The organism is Solirubrobacter deserti, from assembly GCF_027587175.1.
Taxonomy (GTDB): Bacteria; Actinomycetota; Thermoleophilia; order Solirubrobacterales; family Solirubrobacteraceae; genus Solirubrobacter; species Solirubrobacter deserti.
On sequence record NZ_JAPCID010000028.1, the window covers coordinates 84,758 to 101,048 of the forward strand.

Here is a 16,291-nt window from a genome sequence, read left to right on the forward strand (position 1 = left end):
CCGTGTACGACGCCGTCATCGTCGGTGGCGGGCACAACGGGCTGGTGGCCGCGGCGCTGCTGGCCCGCGCCGGCCGCTCCGTGCTCGTGCTCGAGCGGCGCGACCATGTCGGCGGTGCGGCCGTGTCCGAGCGCCCGTGGCCGGGGGTGGACGCGCGGCTCTCGCGCTACTCCTACCTCGTCTCGCTGCTGCCGCGGACGTTGCACGAGCAGCTCGGGCTCACGCTCGAGCTGCGCCGGCGCTCGGTCTCGTCGTACACGCCGCGGCCGGACGGCAGCGGCCTGCTCGTGCACGCCGGACAGCCGCCCGGGCCGCACTGGGACGCGTTCTCTGCGATGACGGGGCGTGTGGGCGAAGCCGTCTTCCCGACGCTGACCGAGCCGCTGCTCGCGCGCGAGGAGCTGCGCGCGCGCGTGGGGGATGCCTGGGAGCCGTTGTTCGAACGCCCGCTCAGCGAGGTGCTGGAGACCTACTTCCCGGACGAGTTCGAGCGCGGGATCATCGCGACGGACGCGTTGATCGGGACGTTCGCGCGGCTGGACGAGCCGTCGCTGCGCCAGAACCGCTGCTTCGTCTACCACGTGATCGGCAACGGCACGGGCGACTGGGACGTGCCGGTCGGCGGCATGGGCGCGTTGACGGAGGAGCTGGCGACGGTCGCTCAGGCGGCGGGGGCCGAGGTGCGTGTGGGGTGCGAGGTGACGTCGATCGCGCCCGACGGCGAGGTGCGGTTCGAGGGCGGAGCCGTGCAGGGCCGCTGGGTGCTGGCCAACGTCGCGCCCGCGGTGCTCGCTCGGCTGCTCGGCGAGCCGGCGCCGGACGAGCCGGCTCCCGAGGGCGCGCAGCTCAAGCTCAACATGCTGCTGAAGCGCCTGCCGCGGTTGCGGGACGCGTCGTTGGATCCGCGCGAGGCGTTCGCCGGGACCTTCCACGTCAACGAGTCCGCGGCGCAGCTGGAGGCGGCGTACGCGAGCGCCTCGCGCGGCGAGGTGCCCGCGCTGGCGCCGTGCGAGATCTACTGTCATTCGCTGACGGACCCGACGATCCTCGGGCCCGAGCTGCGGGAGTCGGGCGCGCAGACCCTGACGTGTTTCGGGCTGCACATGCCCGCGCGGCTGTTCACGGGCGACCACGAGACGGCCAAGGCGAAGGCGATCGAGTCGACCCTGGCATCCCTGAACAGCGTGCTGGCCGAGCCGATCGAGGACTGCCTGTATTCGACACCGCAGGGTGAGCCCTGCCTGGAGGCGCGCACGCCGGTCGAGCTCGAGGCCGAGCTGGGCCTGCCGGGCGGCAACATCTTCCACCGCGACCTCGCGTGGCCGTTCGCCGAGGACGAGTCTGCGGTCGGGACCTGGGGGGTAGAGACGCACTGGGACCACGTGTTGCTGTGCGGCGCGGGCGCGCGGCGCGGCGGCGGCGTCTCCGGGATCACGGGCCACAACGCCGCGATGAAGGTCCTGTCAGCGCGCTAGCAGGCGCTGCTACCATGGCGCGCCGTATGCCGACGACGTCCCAGCTGGTCCGCAAGGGCCGCAACCCGAAGACGAAGAAGCTCGCCACCCCTGGCTTGAAGTCCGGTAAGGGCCGCAAGAAGAAGGTGGCCGCGCCGCAGCGTCGCGGGGTCTGCACGCGCGTCTACACCACCACGCCCAAGAAGCCGAACTCGGCTCTGCGCAAGGTGGCTCGTGTGCGCCTGACGAACTCGATGGAAGTCACGGTCTACATCCCCGGCGAGGGCCACAACCTGCAGGAGCACTCCGTCGTGCTCGTCCGTGGTGGCCGCGTCAAGGACCTTCCGGGCGTCCGGTACAAGGTCGTCCGCGGCACGCTCGATGCCGCCGGCGTCTCTGACCGCAAGAAGGCCCGTTCCCAGTACGGAGTGAAAGCCAAGTAATGCCTCGCCGCGCCGCCGCCGGGCGCCGGACCATCGATCCGGACCCCGTCCACCGTTCCAAGCTCGTCCAGCAGGTCATCAACCGCGTGATGCTGGACGGCAAGAAGTCGACCGCCGAGCGCATCGTGTACGACGCGCTGGCGATCCTCTCGGAGCGCACGGGCAAGGAGCCGATCCAGGCTCTGGAGGACTCGATCAAGGCGCTCACGCCGGTGCTCGAAGTCCGCTCCCGTCGCGTCGGTGGCGCCACCTACCAGGTGCCCGTCGAGGTTCCCGCTAACCGCGCCCGCACGCTGGCCGTCCGCTGGCTGGTCGAGTTCTCGCGCAACCGCCGCGAGAAGTCGATGGCGCAGCGCCTCGCCAACGAGCTGATCGACGCGCAGTCCCAGCAGGGCGGCGCCTACAAGCGCAAGGACGACATCTTCCGCATGGCGCAGGCCAACAAGGCCTTCGCGCACTACCGCTGGTAGTCGCGGTCGCGTCATCGCAGCTTCTGAACGGCCCGCCTTCCAGCGGGCCGTTCTCGTTCTAGAGGTCGGCGAGCTGGTCGACGGCGGCGTAGCTCGGCAGCTCGGCGCGAGCGAGGTCGTCGCCGGCGCGGATGGCCGCGGCGGCGGCGACCGCCGTCTGCAGCGCCGCGCGGAACAGCAGCGAGCCGGTGGAGATGCGCGCCACTCCGCGCGCGGCGAGCTCGTGGATCGTCTGCTGGGGCTGAAAGAGCACGTTGACGGGCGCGTCGATCTCGGCCGTGAGGGTCGAGACGTCGCCCAGCGGGAGGCCCGGGACGAACACGCCGTCCGCGCCCGCCTCGACGTAGGCCGCGCAGCGGTCGAGCGCGTCCTCGAGCTGGCCCTCGCGCAGCCAGTGCGTGTCCGTGCGCGCGTTGACGAACAGGTGCGGGTTGCGCCCCTTGACCGCGGCGATCACGCGCGCGTGGTGCTCGCGGTCGCCGTGGCGGTCCTCGAGGTTGACGCCCGCGATCCCGTCGAGCTGCGCCGCATGCTCGGCCACCGCCGCGGGGTCGTCGGAGAACCCGTGCTCGAGGTCGACGGTGATGTGCGCGGACAGGCGGCTGAGGCGGAACGCGAGCGCGCGCGTCTCCTCCCACGCGGATGACGCGCCGTCGCGCTTGCCCGCGGCGGCCGCGACGCCGAGGCTCGTCGTCCCGATCGCTCCGAACTCGGCCGCGACGAGCGCCGCCGCCGACGCGAAGTCCCAGGCGTTCGGCAGGATCAGCGGGTTCCCGGGCACGTGCAGGTCCTTGAAGCTCGTCATCGCAGCGCCTCCGCGAACGCTCGCGCGTGCGCCTCGCCCGGGCAGCGCCGCGGCCCTTCGCCGAACGGCCGGCCGCTGAGATCGACGAGGACGATCTCGCCGTCGGGTGTCACGCGCTTCGTGGTCTTCACGGGCAGATTGTCGCCGCGGATGAGCCCGGCCGTCGCCTCGCAGGCCTGGACCAGGATCGCGACGTGCTGCGCGAGGGCCTCCGGCTCGTCGGGCGGGAAGAGCGCGAGCAGGGCATCGAGCGCGTCGTCGGCGCCGGACGCGTCCGTGCCGGGGTGGTAGGCGGCCGCGACCGCGCGCGTGTGCGTGACGGCCGCGACGGGGTCGATGACGCCGGTGGCATGGGCGAGCACGGCGACGGGGAGGTACTCGCGCGGCACGCCGGCGAGCGCCGAGCCCGCGGCGGGCGGCGGAGAGGCCCCGGTGGCGGGCGGTGTGGCGGCGGCCGGTGGCGCGGCCGCGATGGTGGCCGGCGTGGCCGCTGCGCGGGTCGCAGCCGTCGCCAACGCGTGCGGGTCCAGCGCGGCGAGGCGTGCCTCGATCAGGCCGCGGCGGCGGGCGTGCGGCTCGCCGTTCGCGAACCGGGAGACGGTCGCACGCAGCCACGCCATCGTGCCGAACGGGCCCGGCGGGCCGGGAGCGGGGACGGGGAGGTCGAGCATGGCGCGGACCGTATGCGCGGGACGCTTCGGTGTGCACCGAAACTTCGCGGGCGTACGCTGGCTCGCATGTCCGAGCTCGCCGACGTCGCCGCGCTGCTCGCGGACCGCACCCGCGCGCGGATCCTCGAGGAGCTCCTGGGCGGGCCTGCGCTGCCGGCGGGCGCGCTCGCCGCGCGGGTCGGCGTCGCGCCTTCGACCCTCAGCGGGCACCTGGCGAAGCTCGAGGCCGCCGGCCTGATCGTCGTGCGTGCGCGTGGCCGCCGGCGCGAGGCGGAGCTCGCGCGACCCGAGGTCGCGGAGGCGCTCGAGGCGCTCGCCCGGCTCGCGGGCCCTGCCGCGCGGCCGATCGGCCTGCGCGCGGTCAACGGGCACGCCGCCCTGCGCGAGGCGCGGTCGTGTTACGACCACCTGGCGGGCCGCGTGGGGGTCGCGCTGGCGGACTCGTTGGTCGCACGCGGTGCCCTTGTCGCGTCGGACGGGACGTTCATGGTCGGCGACGAGGCGTATCTCGCGGACGCGTTCGGAATCGAGGTCGCCGCGTTGCCGCGCCGGCGCACCCTCGTGCGCGGTTGCGCGGACTGGACCGAGCGCCGGCCGCACGTGGCCGGGGCGCTCGGGGCCGCGTTGCTGGACGTCGCGCTCTCGCGCGGCTGGGTGCGGCGGCGCAATGACGGGCGTGCGTTGAACGTCACCACGGCGGGGCGCGTCGCGTTGATGGACGGCGAGCACACCCGCTGACCGCGCGAGGTGGTCGACGCTTGTCGCGCTATGCGCGAGTTCCGTCGACGACCCCTTCGGGTTATCCCCACCTCTGGACCTGACGTGTACGCCATACACATACGCCCTCGCGCCCCAGCGATTTCGCGCTCCGCAAAGGCGATGTTCCAGGCATGCACTCCACCGAGCTTCTCGCCCGCGTCACGCGGGCCTGCGCCGCGGCCGCGGCGCGGCGACCCAAGATCACCGTCCTGCTCTGGATGCTCCTCGTCGCCGGCTTCGTGACGGCGGGGGCGATGACCGGGACCAAGTCGCTCACCGGCGCGGACGCCGGGGTCGGCGAGTCCGCCAAGGCCGACCGGCTCCTCGCCGAGGCGAACCTGCAGGGCGCGGCTCAGGAGGTCGTGCTGCTGCGCTCCGACGACGCCGCCAAGACGGCCGCCGCCACCACCCAGTTCTCTCAACAGGCCGAGCAACTCAAAGACGTGAAGGCCGTGAAGGCTGATCGGCAACGCGACGAGGGCCGCACGCGGCTCGTGCAGATCACGCTGAGAGGCGACCCGGAGGACGCCGCCGAGCATGTGGACGGCCTCATCAAGACCGTCGACGCCGTCGAGCGCGAGCACAAGGACGTCACGGTGCAGGCGGCCGGCCAGGGGACGACCGACAAGGCGATCGGCGAGGTCGTCACGCGCGACCTGCGCACCGCGGAGCTGTTCTCGCTGCCGGTCACGCTGATCATCCTGTTCCTGGCGTTCGGCGCGCTCGTCGCCGCCGCGGTGCCGCTGATGCTCGGGCTCACGTCGGTGATCGCCGCGATGGGCGGCATGGCGCTGATCAGCCAGCTCACGCCGATCGACGAGGCGACCTCCAGCCTGGTCGTCCTGCTCGGCCTGGCGGTGGGCGTCGACTACTCGCTCTTCTACATCCGCCGCGAGCGGGAGGAGCGCCGGCAGGGCCGCGACGAGCACGCCGCGCTGAACGCCACGGCCGCCACGGTCGGCCGCGCGATCGTCGTCTCGGGCGTCACGGTCATCGCGGGCCTGGCCGGCCTGCTGCTCACCGGGATCACGCTGTTCGCGAGCATGGCGCTGGCGACGATGCTCGTGGTCGCGATCGCCGTCCTGGGCAGCCTGACGGTCCTGCCCGCGGTGCTCGCGCTGCTCGGCGACCGCATCAACAAGGGCCGCCTACCGTTCATGCCCCGCACGGGCGGGACGAGCCGCACGTGGACCGCGCTCGCGAACCTCACCACGCGCCACCCGCGCACGTCGCTCGCGATCGCCGCCGCGCTGCTGATCGCGCTGGCCGCACCCGTGCTGGGCCTCAAGACGAGCGGAACGGTCCCGAGCCTCCCGACCGACGAGCCCGCGATGGTCGCCGCGCGCGCCGTCGAGCAGGCTTTCCCGGGCACGCCGGAGTCCGCGAGCCTCGTCGTCACCAAGCCCGCCGAGGCCGAGCGCGTCGCAGCGATGGTCGGCGACGAGGCGGAGATCACGCGCGGCGACGGCGCGGCGCTGATCACCGTGCCGCTGCGCGACGAGTCCATGGTGGAGCGCCTCCGCGAGCAACTGCCCGACTACGTCTACGTCACGGGTGAGGCCGCGAACAAGCTCGACTTCCAGAACCGCCTGGAGACCACCACGCCGCTCGTGATCGCGTTCGTGCTCGCCCTGGCGATGATCCTGCTGCTGACGAGCTTCCGCTCGGTCCCGCTCGCGCTCACGATCGTCGGTCTCAACCTGCTGAGCGTCGGCGCGGCCTACGGCGTCCTGACCGCGATCTTCCAGAACACGTGGGCCGAGGACGCGCTCGGCTTCACTTCCCACGGCGCGATCGTCGACTGGGTCCCGCTGAACACGTTCGTGATCCTGTTCGGGCTCTCGATGGACTACACGATCCTCGTGCTCGAGCGCATCCGCGAGGCGCGCCGGAACGGCAACAGCCCGCGAGCGGCGGCCGCCGAGGGCGTGAGCGCCACCGCCGGCGCCATCACCAGCGCCGCCGTCGTGATGGTCGCGATCTTCGCCATCTTCCCGACGCTGCCGCTGATCGAGATGAAGATGATGGGCGTCGCCCTCGCGATCGGCGTCCTGCTCGACGCGACCCTCGTACGTGGGATCGCCCTGCCCGCCGCGGTCGCCCTGCTCGGCGAACGTGGAGTGAGGGCGCGCGGCGCGAGTTCGCACGCCGCGTCGCAGCTCGGGGTCGCTCCGACGAACTCGCCAAGGCATCGCCCCCTGGGCGATGCCTAGAGCACGCGCACCGTTCGCCCGTCCGGGTCGACGGTCCGAACCCGCAACGGACCACGCGCGCTGATCACGCGCGCCTGACCGCGCCGCACCGACACCGTCCGCGCCCCCACGCGCACGCGACACGCGCGCGTGGGGGTGTTGATGCACGCCACCCGCGCTCCGCCGCGCACGGCCTCGGCCGCGACCTCGGTCCGCGCACACGGCCCGCCCGGCAGCCGCAACGCCCCGCCCGAAGCCACGTACCGGCACGTCGGCGTGGAGAAGGCGAGCCACGCCCCGTCGAAGGACAGCGACGTCACGTCGTACACGGGCGGCCCGCGCAGGACCTCGCCGCGCTCGGCCGGAGAGGCGGCCCCCGCGCCGGCCGCGGCGGCGCGGGGCGGGGCGGCGCCCGCCCGCGGATCGCGCACCTGCGCGGGGTCCACGACCACCGCACGCACGCCCTCGCGTAAGCCCGCGCCCGTCACGTAGGCCACGCGCCCGCCCGCCACGGCCACGCGCCCCAGACGCGATCCGCCCGACGCGATCACGCGCACGCGCGAGGCGCCCGCCGCTGCCCACAGGAGCACGCCGGTCCCGTCCCCGGCCGGCACCGTCGCGGCGATGTCCCCGGCCGGCGAGAGGGAGAGCCCGTCCAGGTTCACCGGGTCGTAGGCGCCCAGGGACACCTGGCGCAGCTCGACGCCCGAGCGCAGGTCGAACACCACCAAGGCGCCCTCCGGCACCGGCGCCACGCCCAACGTGCCCGCCACGGCGACGACCTCCGGGTTCGCACCCGGCGGCAGCGCCACCTCCACCCGCCGCCCGTCGCGCCGCAGCCACACGCCGCCGTTCTCCAGCGTCACCAGCCCGAGGTCTGAGGCCTGCACCGGGTCGACGACCGCGAACGGCGACACGTCACCGAGCGGCGGCGTCAGCTCCGCGAAGACCCCGGCGGGCGGGACGGCCACCCGCGGGCCGCCCCACACGGGCTCCGAGAACACCGAATCCCCTGCGGCGAACAGCACGTGGTTGCCGGAGATCACCGGACCCGCGCCCGCGCCCGCGAGCGCGCGCACAGGGGCGGCCGAAGCTGAAGGGGAGAGCGCCGCGAAGACCAGCAGCGCGGCGATCACAATCCGCATGTGAACCCAGTTCTAGCGCCTGAAACTCCGATCCCGTCGCGCCCGCAACCCCCTGCTATATTCGACTGCCGTTGCGCGGGCACCTGGTCTGTGCGACGAACCCCCGGTCCTTCACATGGAGTCACGCGAGACATAGCCCACTGCGAACACGGGCCACCTCGCAGCATGTGATCGACTCGGGCCCGGAAGGGCCCGTTTCTTTGCCCGCTGTCGGGGCACCCTACGCAGGAAGACCGTAGACAGAGAAGAGATCTCCATGCCGCGCAAGTTCACGCTCGAAAAGACCCGAAACATCGGGATCATGGCCCACATTGATGCGGGCAAGACGACGACGACCGAGCGCATCCTCTACTACACCGGTCGTTCCCACAAGCTGGGTGAGGTCCATGAGGGCGCCGCCACCATGGACTGGATGGAGCAGGAGCAGGAGCGTGGCATCACGATCACGTCCGCTGCGACCACGTGCGAGTGGGCTGACCACCGCATCAACATCATCGACACGCCGGGCCACGTCGACTTCACGGTCGAGGTCGAGCGCTCGCTGCGCGTGCTCGACGGTGCTGTCGCGCTGTTCGACTCGGTTGCGGGTGTAGAGCCGCAGTCCGAGACGGTCTGGCGCCAGGCCGACAAGTACGCCGTCCCGCGCATCGCCTACATCAACAAGATGGACCGCATCGGCGCCGACTTCGAGCGCGGCGTCCAGACGATGATCGACCGCCTGGGTGCCCACCCGGTCCCGATCCAGCTGCCGATCGGCGCGGAGGGGGACTTCCAGGGCATCATCGACCTCGTCGAGATGAAGGCCGTCATCTACAACGACGACCTCGGCAAGGACGTCTCGGTCACGGACATCCCGGGCGAGCTGGCCGACGAGGCCGCGCAGGCCCGCGAGCACCTGCTCGAGGAGGTCTCGCACTACGACGACGATCTCGTGGAGATGATCCTCGAAGAGGCCGAGATCCCGGCCCCGCGTCTGGTCGAGGCCATCCGCAAGGCGACGCTCTCCTCGCAGATCACCCCGGTGCTCTGCGGCTCCAGCTTCAAGAACAAGGGCGTGCAGCCCCTGCTCGACGCCGTGATCGCCTATCTGCCGTCCCCGCTGGACGTCGAGGCGGTCAAGGGCATGGAGCCGGTCAAGGGCGGCGAAGACGTCGAGGCCGAGCGCAAGGCAGACGACGGCGAGCCGTTCTCGGCGCTGGCGTTCAAGATCATGGCCGACCCGTACGTCGGCAAGCTCACCTACTTCCGCGTCTACTCGGGCAAGCTCGAGGCGGGCTCGCGCGTGCTCAACGTCAACTCGGGCCGCACCGAGCGCATCGGCCGCATCCTGATGATGCACGCCAACGACCGTGAGGACGTGTCCGAGGTCTACGCCGGCGACATCGCCGCGGCGGTCGGCATCAAGCAGGTCGTCACGGGCGACACGCTCGCGGCGCCGGACAAGCCGATCAAGCTCGAGGCGATGACGTTCGACGACCCGGTCATCTCGGTCGCGATCGAGCCGAAGACGAAGTCCGACCAGGAGAAGATGTCGGTCGCGCTCGGCCGCCTGGCCGAGGAGGACCCGACCTTCCAGGTCCGGACGAACGAGGAGACCGGTCAGACCGAGATCTCGGGCATGGGCGAGCTGCACCTCGAGGTGCTGGTCGACCGCATGATGCGCGAGTACAAGGTCGAGGCCAACGTCGGCCGCCCGCAGGTCTCCTACCGCGAGACGGTGCGCGGCACCGCCGAGAAGGTCGAAGGCCGCCACGTGCGCCAGACCGGTGGCTCGGGCCAGTACGGCATCGTGTACATCAACATCGAGCCGGCGCCGGGCGAGGGCTTCGACTTCGTCAACAAGATCAAGGGCGGCTCGATTCCGACCGAGTTCATCCCGGCCATCGAGAAGGGCGTCGAAGAGGCCCTCGAGACCGGCGTCCGCGCCGGCTACCCGGTGGTGGACGTGCGGGTCACGCTCGTGGACGGCAAGTTTCACGAGACGGACTCCTCGGAGATCGCGTTCAAGATCGCCGGCTCGCTGGCGTTCAAGGAGGCGGCCCGCCGGGCCAAGCCCACGCTGCTGGAGCCGATCTTCTCCGTCGAAGTGGTCACGCCCGAGGAGTACATGGGCGATGTGATCGGCGACATCAACCGTCGCCGCGGGCGCGTCAATGGCATGGAGCCGCGTGGCAACGCCCAGGTCGTCTCGGCGCACGTGCCGCTGAGCGAGATGTTCGGTTACGCCACCGATGTGCGGACGATGTCCCAGGGTCGCGCGACGTACACCATGCAGTTCGACAAGTACGAGGAAGTGCCGCCCAACATCGCCGAGAAGGTGGTCGAGGGTCGCACGGGCGAGCCAGTCCCCGCGTAGACGCGGTAGTCTGGATGGGTTCGCCTCCACACGGGTTTCGAGATAGGAGCGATTAGAAAGTGGCGAAGGAGAAGTTCACGCGGGACAAGCCGCACGTCAATGTCGGCACCATCGGTCACATCGACCATGGCAAGACGACCCTGACTGCGGCCATCACGAAGGTGTTGTCCGAGAAGTGGGGCGGTCAGGCGCGTTCCTTCGACGAGATCGACAACGCTCCTGAGGAAAAGGCCCGCGGCATCACGATCGCGACGTCGCACGTCGAGTACGAGACGGAAGCCCGTCACTACGCGCACGTCGACTGCCCCGGTCACGCGGACTACGTCAAGAACATGATCACGGGTGCCGCCCAGATGGACGGCGCGATCCTCGTGGTCTCGGCGGCTGACGGCCCGATGCCGCAGACGCGCGAGCACATCCTGCTCGCCCGTCAGGTCGGCGTGCCGTACATCATCGTGTTCCTCAACAAGGCCGACATGGTCGACGACGAGGAGCTCCTCGAGCTCGTCGAGGTCGAGGTGCGCGAGCTGCTGAGCGAGTACGACTTCCCGGGTGACGACGTCCCGTTCGTCATCGGCTCGGCGCTGAAGGCGCTCGAGGGTGACCAGGAGTACGTCGACAAGATCATCGAGCTGGGCAACCAGCTGGACTCCTACATCCCGGAGCCCGAGCGCGCGCTCGACAAGCCGTTCCTGATGCCGGTCGAGGACGTGTTCTCGATCACGGGTCGCGGCACGGTGGCCACCGGCCGCATCGAGCAGGGCATCGTCAACACGGGCGACACGGTCGAGATCGTCGGCATCCACACCCAGACGTCCAGCACGGTCGTCACGGGCGTCGAGATGTTCCGCAAGATCCTCGACGAGGGTCGCGCGGGCGACAACGTCGGCTGCCTCCTGCGCGGCATCAAGCGCGAGGAGATCGAGCGCGGGCAGGTGCTCTGCAAGCCGGGCTCCATCACCCCGCACACCAAGTTCAAGGCTGAGGTCTACGTCCTCAAGAAGGAGGAGGGTGGCCGCCACACTCCGTTCTTCAACGGGTACCGGCCGCAGTTCTACTTCCGCACGACGGACGTCACCGGCGTCGCCAACCTGCCCGCGGGCACGGAGATGGTCATGCCGGGCGACAACATCGCGATGGAGGTCGAGCTGATCCAGCCGATCGCCATGGACGCCGGCCTGCGCTTCGCCATCCGCGAGGGCGGCCGCACCGTGGGCTCCGGCGTCGTGACGGAGATCATCCAGTAAGACGGCAGTAAACGGGGCGGGCGTCCTGCGCCCGCCCTGCGCAAGGAAGTCGACCGATACGACCTTGGAGGGCGGGCCCCGTAGCCCGGGGGCCGCCCTCATTGCGCGCAAATAGCCAGCACAGATTTCACTTCAAGTACCGGACAGAACGTGGCCATAGCCCAGAACAAGATCCGCATTCGTCTCAAGGCGTACGACTCGTCGGCCATCGAGACCGCGGCCAAGGAGATCGTCGAGACCGCGACGCGGACTGGCGCCACTGTCTCCGGCCCGGTGCCGCTGCCGACCGAGAAGAACGTGTACGCCGTGGTGAAGTCCCCCTTCAAGGACAAGGACTCCCAGGAGCACTTCGAGATCCGGACGCACAAGCGCCTGATCGACATTCATCAGCCCACGCCCAAGACGGTCGACTCGCTTCAGCGCCTCGACCATCTTCCCGCCGGCGTGGACATCGAGATCCGACTCGCCTTCAACTGACATGCCCGCCATCCTCGCCAAGAAGCTCGGGATGACCCAGCGATTCCTCGACGACGGTCGTGTCGAGCGCGTCACCGTGCTCGAGGCTGGTCCCTGCCCCGTGACCGCTATCCGCACCCAGGACGCCGACGGCTATGAAGCTGTTCAGCTCGGCTTCGGCGCCGTGCGTGAGAAAGCGCTCAACAAGCCGAAGCTCGGCTACCTCAAGAAGGTCAACGCCTCTCCCGTCCGCACGCTCGTGGAATTCCGCGACGAGGCCGGCGAGCTGGTCGTCGGCGACACCGTGACCGTGGAGGCCTTCGAGGTCGGCCAGAAGGTCAAGATCGCCGGCACCGGCAAGGGCAAGGGCTTCCAGGGCACGATCAAGCGCCACAACTTCTCCTCCGGCCCGAAGTCGCACGGCTCGCACAACAAGCGCGCGCCGGGCTCGATCGGTGCCTCCGCCACGCCGTCGCGCGTGATGAAGGGCATCCGCGGCCCGGGCCAGATGGGCGGCAAGCGCGTCACCCAGAAGGGCCTGACGATCGTCGAGCTGATGCCCGAGCAGAACCTGATGCTCGTCCGCGGCTCCGTGCCCGGCTCAAAGGGCGACACCGTGGAGGTCCGTACGGATGCCTAGCTCCGCTCCCACCCTGGGCGGCGGCAACGCCGTCGCTCTGGACGCCGAAGTCTTCGAGCAGCCGTTCAACGGCCCGCTCGTGCACGAGGTCGTCATCGCCGAGCTGGCCGCGCGCCGGCAGGGCACGCACGCGACCAAGACGCGCGGGATGGTCTCCGGCGGCGGCGCCAAGCCGTGGCGCCAGAAGGGCACCGGCCGCGCCCGTGCGGGTACCAGCCGCTCCCCGATCTGGACCGGCGGCGGCACCGTGTTCGGCCCGAGCCCCCGCTCGTACGTCGTCAAGGTCAACCGCAAGGCGCGCAAGTCCGCGCTGCGCAGCGCGCTGTCGGTGCACGCCGAGCGCGGGACCATCCACGTCGTCGACGTGGCCGGCTTCGACGCGCCGTCGACCGCCCGGGCCGCCGACCTGCTGAGCGCCCACCGCGGCGGCTCGGTCCTGGTCGTGATCGGCGAGGGCGAAGTCACGACGCTGAAGTCCTTCCGCAACCTCGCGCGCACGAACGTCCTGCACGTCGACGACGTCGGCGTGGCCGACCTGGTCGGCGCCGCGACGCTGGTCATCAGCCAGTCCGCGCTCGACCTGCTCACCACGCGCGCCCGCAAGGAGGCGAAGGCCTGATGGACCACTCCCAGGTGATCATCCGCCCGGTCGTCTCCGAGAAGAGCTACGTCCTGGCGACCGCCGAGAAGTACACGTTCCGCGTGCACGACAAGGCGCACAAGACCCAGATCAAGCAGGCCGTGGAGGCCCTCTTCGACGTCAACGTCGTCGAGGTCCGCACGTCCAAGGTCCCGTCCAAGCCCAAGCGCCGCGGGATCACCGCCGGTCGCACCCGGGCCTGGAAGAAGGCCGTCGTCCAGGTTGCGCCGGGTCAGTCCATCCCGATCTTCCAAGGCCTGGAAGCCGACCTCTAAGCCATGCCGATTCGCAAGCCCAAGCCCACCTCCCCCGGACGACGTTTCATCACGTTCCCGGACTTCGCGGAGGTCACGAAGACCGAGCCGGAGAAGACCCTCACCGAGGGCCTCAAGAAGTCCGGCGGGCGCAACGCGCGCGGTCGGAAGACGGCGCGCCACCGTGGCGGTGGCGCCAAGCGTCTGTACCGCAAGATCGACTTCAAGCGGACCAAGGACGGCGTGCCGGCCAAGGTCGCCGCGATCGAGTACGACCCGAACCGCTCGGCGTACATCGCGCTGCTCCATTACACGGACGGCACGAAGGCCTACATCATCGCCCCGAACCGCCTGCGGGTCGGGATGAACGTGATCTCGGGCGCCGGTGCGGACATCCAGGTCGGCAATGCGATGCCGCTGTCGGCCATGCCGGTCGGCACGCTCATCCACAACGTCGAGCTGCAGCCGGGCCGTGGCGGCCAGATGGGGCGCTCCGCGGGCGTCGGCGTCCAGCTGATGGCCAAGGAAGGCGCCTACGCCACGCTGCGTCTCCCCTCGGGCGAGATGCGCCAGGTGCTCTCCGCTTGCCGCGCGACGGTCGGCGTGGTCGGCAACTCCGACCACCAGAACGTCACGATCGGCAAGGCCGGCCGCAAGCGCCACCTCGGCGTGCGGCCGCAGACGCGCGGCAAGGCCATGAACCCCGTCGACCACCCGCACGGTGGTGGCGAGGGCGGTGGCTCGCTGGGCAACCATCCGAAGACGCCGTGGGGCGTGCCGACGCTCGGCTACCGCACCCGCAAGAAGGGCAAGGCGTCCGACCGTTACATCGTCCGCGGCCGTCGCCGTGGCAAGAAGGGGTCCAGCCGATGAGTCGATCCTCAAAGAAGGGGCCGTGGGTCGAGGACCGACTCATGTCGCGCATCGAGTCCATGAACGACTCGAACTCCCGTCAGATGATCAAGACCTGGTCGCGTGCTTCGACGATCTTCCCGGAGATGGTCGGCCACACGATCGCCGTCCACGACGGCCGCAAGCACGTGCCGGTCTTCGTCTCCGAGTCCATGGTCGGTCACAAGCTCGGCGAGTTCGCGCCGACGCGGACCTACCGCGGCCATGACGCGAAGGGCAAGGTGCGATGAGCCCCGAAGAGAACAAGAACGACCAGGTCGAAGAGAACGTGCCTGACGACGCCGTGGAGGAGACTCCGCAGGCCGAGGGCACGTCCGACGAGCCGGTGGACCAGCAGGAGCGCGCCGACGAGGCCGCCGCCCGCGCGACCGACGCGGCCGTCGAGGCCGAAGAGGCCGCCGACGAGGCCGGGACCGAGACGGCTGTGGCTGCCGCCGCCGAGGCCGAAGAGGCCGCGGACACGGCGCAGGCCGCCGCCGAGGCCGCTTCGGAGAAGCCCAAGCGGGAGAAGTCGCGCAAGGCCCGCGAGGCCGAGCAGGCTGCCGACCAGGCCGAGGCTGCCGCCGACGAGGCCAAGCAGTCCGCGCGCCGCGTCCGGGGCCGTCGCGGCGGCAAGACGGCCGAAGAGCCCAAGGCCGTGCCGGTCGGGCTCAAGGTCTCCGCGCAGGCCAAGTACGTGCGCACGTCCGCCCGCAAGGCGCGGCTCGTGTGCGATCACATCCGCGGCAAGGACGTCGTCGAGGCGCGGGCCATCCTGGCCTTCGCCACGCGCGACGCCGCCAAGCCCTGGCTCAAGCTGCTCGAGTCGGCCGTGGCGAACGCGGAGCACAACCACGAGCTCGTCGGCGAGGACCTGAAGATCTTCGCCGTGCACGCCGACGAGGGGCCGACGCTCAAGCGTTACCGCCCCCGCGCGATGGGCCGCGCCACGCGGATCCGCAAGCGCACCTCGCACCTGACCATCACGCTCACCCCGAAGGAGTCCTAGCCCCCCATGGGTCAGAAGGTTCATCCCGAGGCCATGCGCGTGGGCTACATCCACGATTGGAAGTCGAACTGGTTCTCTGAGCGCCAGTTCAGCGACTTCCTGATCGAGGATGTCCGGATTCGCGATCACATCACGAACAAGCTCGCGCACGCCGGCCTCTCCGACATCACGATCCGCAAGGACGCGGCCGAGGTGGAGGTCAACATCCACACGGCCCGCCCGGGCATCGTGATCGGCAAGTCGGGGTCCGAGGTGGACGCGCTGCGGCGCGACCTGCACCGGATCACCGGCAAGTCGATCAAGGTCAACATCCTCGAGATCAAGCGCCCCGAGCTCGACGCGAAGCTCGTCGCGCAGTCGATCGCCGAGCAGCTGCAGAACCGCGTGGCGTTCCGCCGCGCGATGAAGCGCGCCCTCACGAGCGCCATGCGCTCGGGCGCCAAGGGCTGCAAGATCCAGGTCGGCGGCCGCCTGGGCGGCGCGGAAATGGCCCGCTCGGAGTCCTACTCCGACGGCCGCGTGCCGCTGCACACGCTGCGCGCCGACATCGACTACGGCTTCTACGAGGCCCGTACGACGTTCGGCCGCATCGGCGTCAAGTGCTGGATCAACAAGGGCGAGATCATGCCCGCCGGTTACGCCGGCCAGGACCTGACGTCGCTCGACGAGCCGGCGCAGAGCCAGACCGATCGCGACGACGATCGTCGTGGCGGTCGCGGCCGTGACGGCCGTGGGCGTGGCGACGGACGCGGCGCGGGCGGCGGCGGTGGCCGTGGCCGCGGTGGCCGTGGCGGCCAGGGCGGTGGCCCGGGCGGTCGCGGCGGCGGTCCCGGCGGCGGCGGTGGCCGTGGCGGCGGGG

At 70.8% G+C, this 16,291-nt stretch carries 18 protein-coding genes; 15 read left to right on the plus strand and 3 right to left on the minus strand.

From position 1 onward, the window contains the following. Positions 1-2: 2 nt before the first annotated feature. From OJ962_RS19465 to rpsG, 3 genes are read left to right on the plus strand one after another with little or no spacing between them, the layout of a single operon-like run. On the plus strand, positions 3-1,475 hold the full coding sequence (locus OJ962_RS19465; RefSeq protein ID WP_202955638.1) for a phytoene desaturase family protein: 1,473 nt from the start codon (positions 3-5) through the stop codon (positions 1,473-1,475). 26 nt (positions 1,476-1,501) lie between these two features. Next, entirely contained in the window at positions 1,502-1,897 is a 396-nt protein-coding gene (rpsL, locus tag OJ962_RS19470; RefSeq protein ID WP_028059562.1) for a 30S ribosomal protein S12, read from the plus strand. Continuing rightward, complete coding sequence (gene rpsG / locus OJ962_RS19475; protein WP_202955639.1) at positions 1,897-2,367, plus strand: 30S ribosomal protein S7; 471 nt, start codon at positions 1,897-1,899, stop codon at positions 2,365-2,367. Before rpsL ends, rpsG begins: the two co-directional genes overlap by 1 nt. Before the next feature lie 58 nt (positions 2,368-2,425). Here rpsG and OJ962_RS19480 read toward each other — a convergent pair whose 3' ends face one another. Continuing rightward, a complete protein-coding gene (locus tag OJ962_RS19480) occupies positions 2,426-3,172 on the minus strand; it encodes an isocitrate lyase/PEP mutase family protein (protein ID WP_202955640.1) in 747 nt (248 codons plus the stop codon). After that, the gene (locus OJ962_RS19485) at positions 3,169-3,843 is read right to left on the minus strand and encodes a hypothetical protein (RefSeq protein ID WP_202955641.1); all 675 of its coding nucleotides are present in this window, start codon (positions 3,841-3,843) and stop codon (positions 3,169-3,171) included. Before OJ962_RS19485 ends, OJ962_RS19480 begins: the two co-directional genes overlap by 4 nt. Before the next feature lie 66 nt (positions 3,844-3,909). Here OJ962_RS19485 and OJ962_RS19490 point away from each other — a divergent pair, with 66 nt between their 5' ends. Beyond that, positions 3,910-4,581 carry an ArsR/SmtB family transcription factor gene (locus tag OJ962_RS19490; RefSeq protein WP_202955642.1) on the plus strand — a complete coding sequence of 224 codons (672 nt, stop codon included), beginning with the start codon at positions 3,910-3,912 and terminating at the stop codon, positions 4,579-4,581. A gap of 152 nt (positions 4,582-4,733) precedes the next feature. Further along, positions 4,734-6,815 carry an MMPL family transporter gene (locus OJ962_RS19495; protein WP_202955643.1) on the plus strand — a complete coding sequence of 694 codons (2,082 nt, stop codon included), beginning with the start codon at positions 4,734-4,736 and terminating at the stop codon, positions 6,813-6,815. Here the strand turns inward: OJ962_RS19495 and OJ962_RS19500 are convergent. After that, a complete protein-coding gene (locus OJ962_RS19500) occupies positions 6,812-7,939 on the minus strand; it encodes a hypothetical protein (protein ID WP_202955644.1) in 1,128 nt (375 codons plus the stop codon). The two genes, OJ962_RS19495 and OJ962_RS19500, sit on opposite strands and share 4 nt — an antisense overlap. Positions 7,940-8,195: 256 nt before the next feature. Between OJ962_RS19500 and fusA the strand changes: the two genes are divergently transcribed. From fusA to rpsC, 10 genes are all read left to right on the plus strand, one after another. Continuing rightward, positions 8,196-10,295 carry an elongation factor G gene (gene fusA / locus OJ962_RS19505; protein WP_202955645.1) on the plus strand — a complete coding sequence of 700 codons (2,100 nt, stop codon included), beginning with the start codon at positions 8,196-8,198 and terminating at the stop codon, positions 10,293-10,295. Between the two features lie 59 nt (positions 10,296-10,354). After that, positions 10,355-11,542, plus strand: a complete 1,188-nt coding sequence (gene tuf, locus OJ962_RS19510; protein WP_202955646.1) for an elongation factor Tu — start codon at positions 10,355-10,357, stop codon at positions 11,540-11,542. 156 nt (positions 11,543-11,698) lie between these two features. Continuing rightward, on the plus strand, positions 11,699-12,019 hold the full coding sequence (rpsJ, locus tag OJ962_RS19515; protein WP_037494334.1) for a 30S ribosomal protein S10: 321 nt from the start codon (positions 11,699-11,701) through the stop codon (positions 12,017-12,019). 1 nt (position 12,020) lies between these two features. Beyond that, positions 12,021-12,638, plus strand: a complete 618-nt coding sequence (gene rplC / locus OJ962_RS19520) for a 50S ribosomal protein L3 (RefSeq protein WP_202955647.1) — start codon at positions 12,021-12,023, stop codon at positions 12,636-12,638. Next, entirely contained in the window at positions 12,631-13,257 is a 627-nt protein-coding gene (gene rplD / locus OJ962_RS19525) for a 50S ribosomal protein L4 (protein ID WP_202955648.1), read from the plus strand. Before rplC ends, rplD begins: the two co-directional genes overlap by 8 nt. After that, a complete protein-coding gene (gene rplW, locus OJ962_RS19530) occupies positions 13,257-13,553 on the plus strand; it encodes a 50S ribosomal protein L23 (RefSeq protein WP_202955649.1) in 297 nt (98 codons plus the stop codon). Before rplD ends, rplW begins: the two co-directional genes overlap by 1 nt. A 3-nt stretch (positions 13,554-13,556) precedes the next feature. After that, positions 13,557-14,405 carry a 50S ribosomal protein L2 gene (gene rplB / locus OJ962_RS19535; protein WP_202955650.1) on the plus strand — a complete coding sequence of 283 codons (849 nt, stop codon included), beginning with the start codon at positions 13,557-13,559 and terminating at the stop codon, positions 14,403-14,405. Then, positions 14,402-14,674 carry a 30S ribosomal protein S19 gene (rpsS, locus tag OJ962_RS19540; protein ID WP_202955651.1) on the plus strand — a complete coding sequence of 91 codons (273 nt, stop codon included), beginning with the start codon at positions 14,402-14,404 and terminating at the stop codon, positions 14,672-14,674. The genes rplB and rpsS overlap by 4 nt, the downstream gene beginning before the upstream one ends. Beyond that, positions 14,671-15,432, plus strand: coding sequence for a 50S ribosomal protein L22 (gene rplV / locus OJ962_RS34485; RefSeq protein WP_202955652.1), 762 nt, complete (start codon positions 14,671-14,673; stop codon positions 15,430-15,432). The genes rpsS and rplV overlap by 4 nt, the downstream gene beginning before the upstream one ends. A gap of 6 nt (positions 15,433-15,438) precedes the next feature. Beyond that, positions 15,439-16,291: 30S ribosomal protein S3 (rpsC, locus tag OJ962_RS19550; RefSeq protein ID WP_270006545.1), on the plus strand; the 853-nt coding region annotated here is incomplete at its 3' end.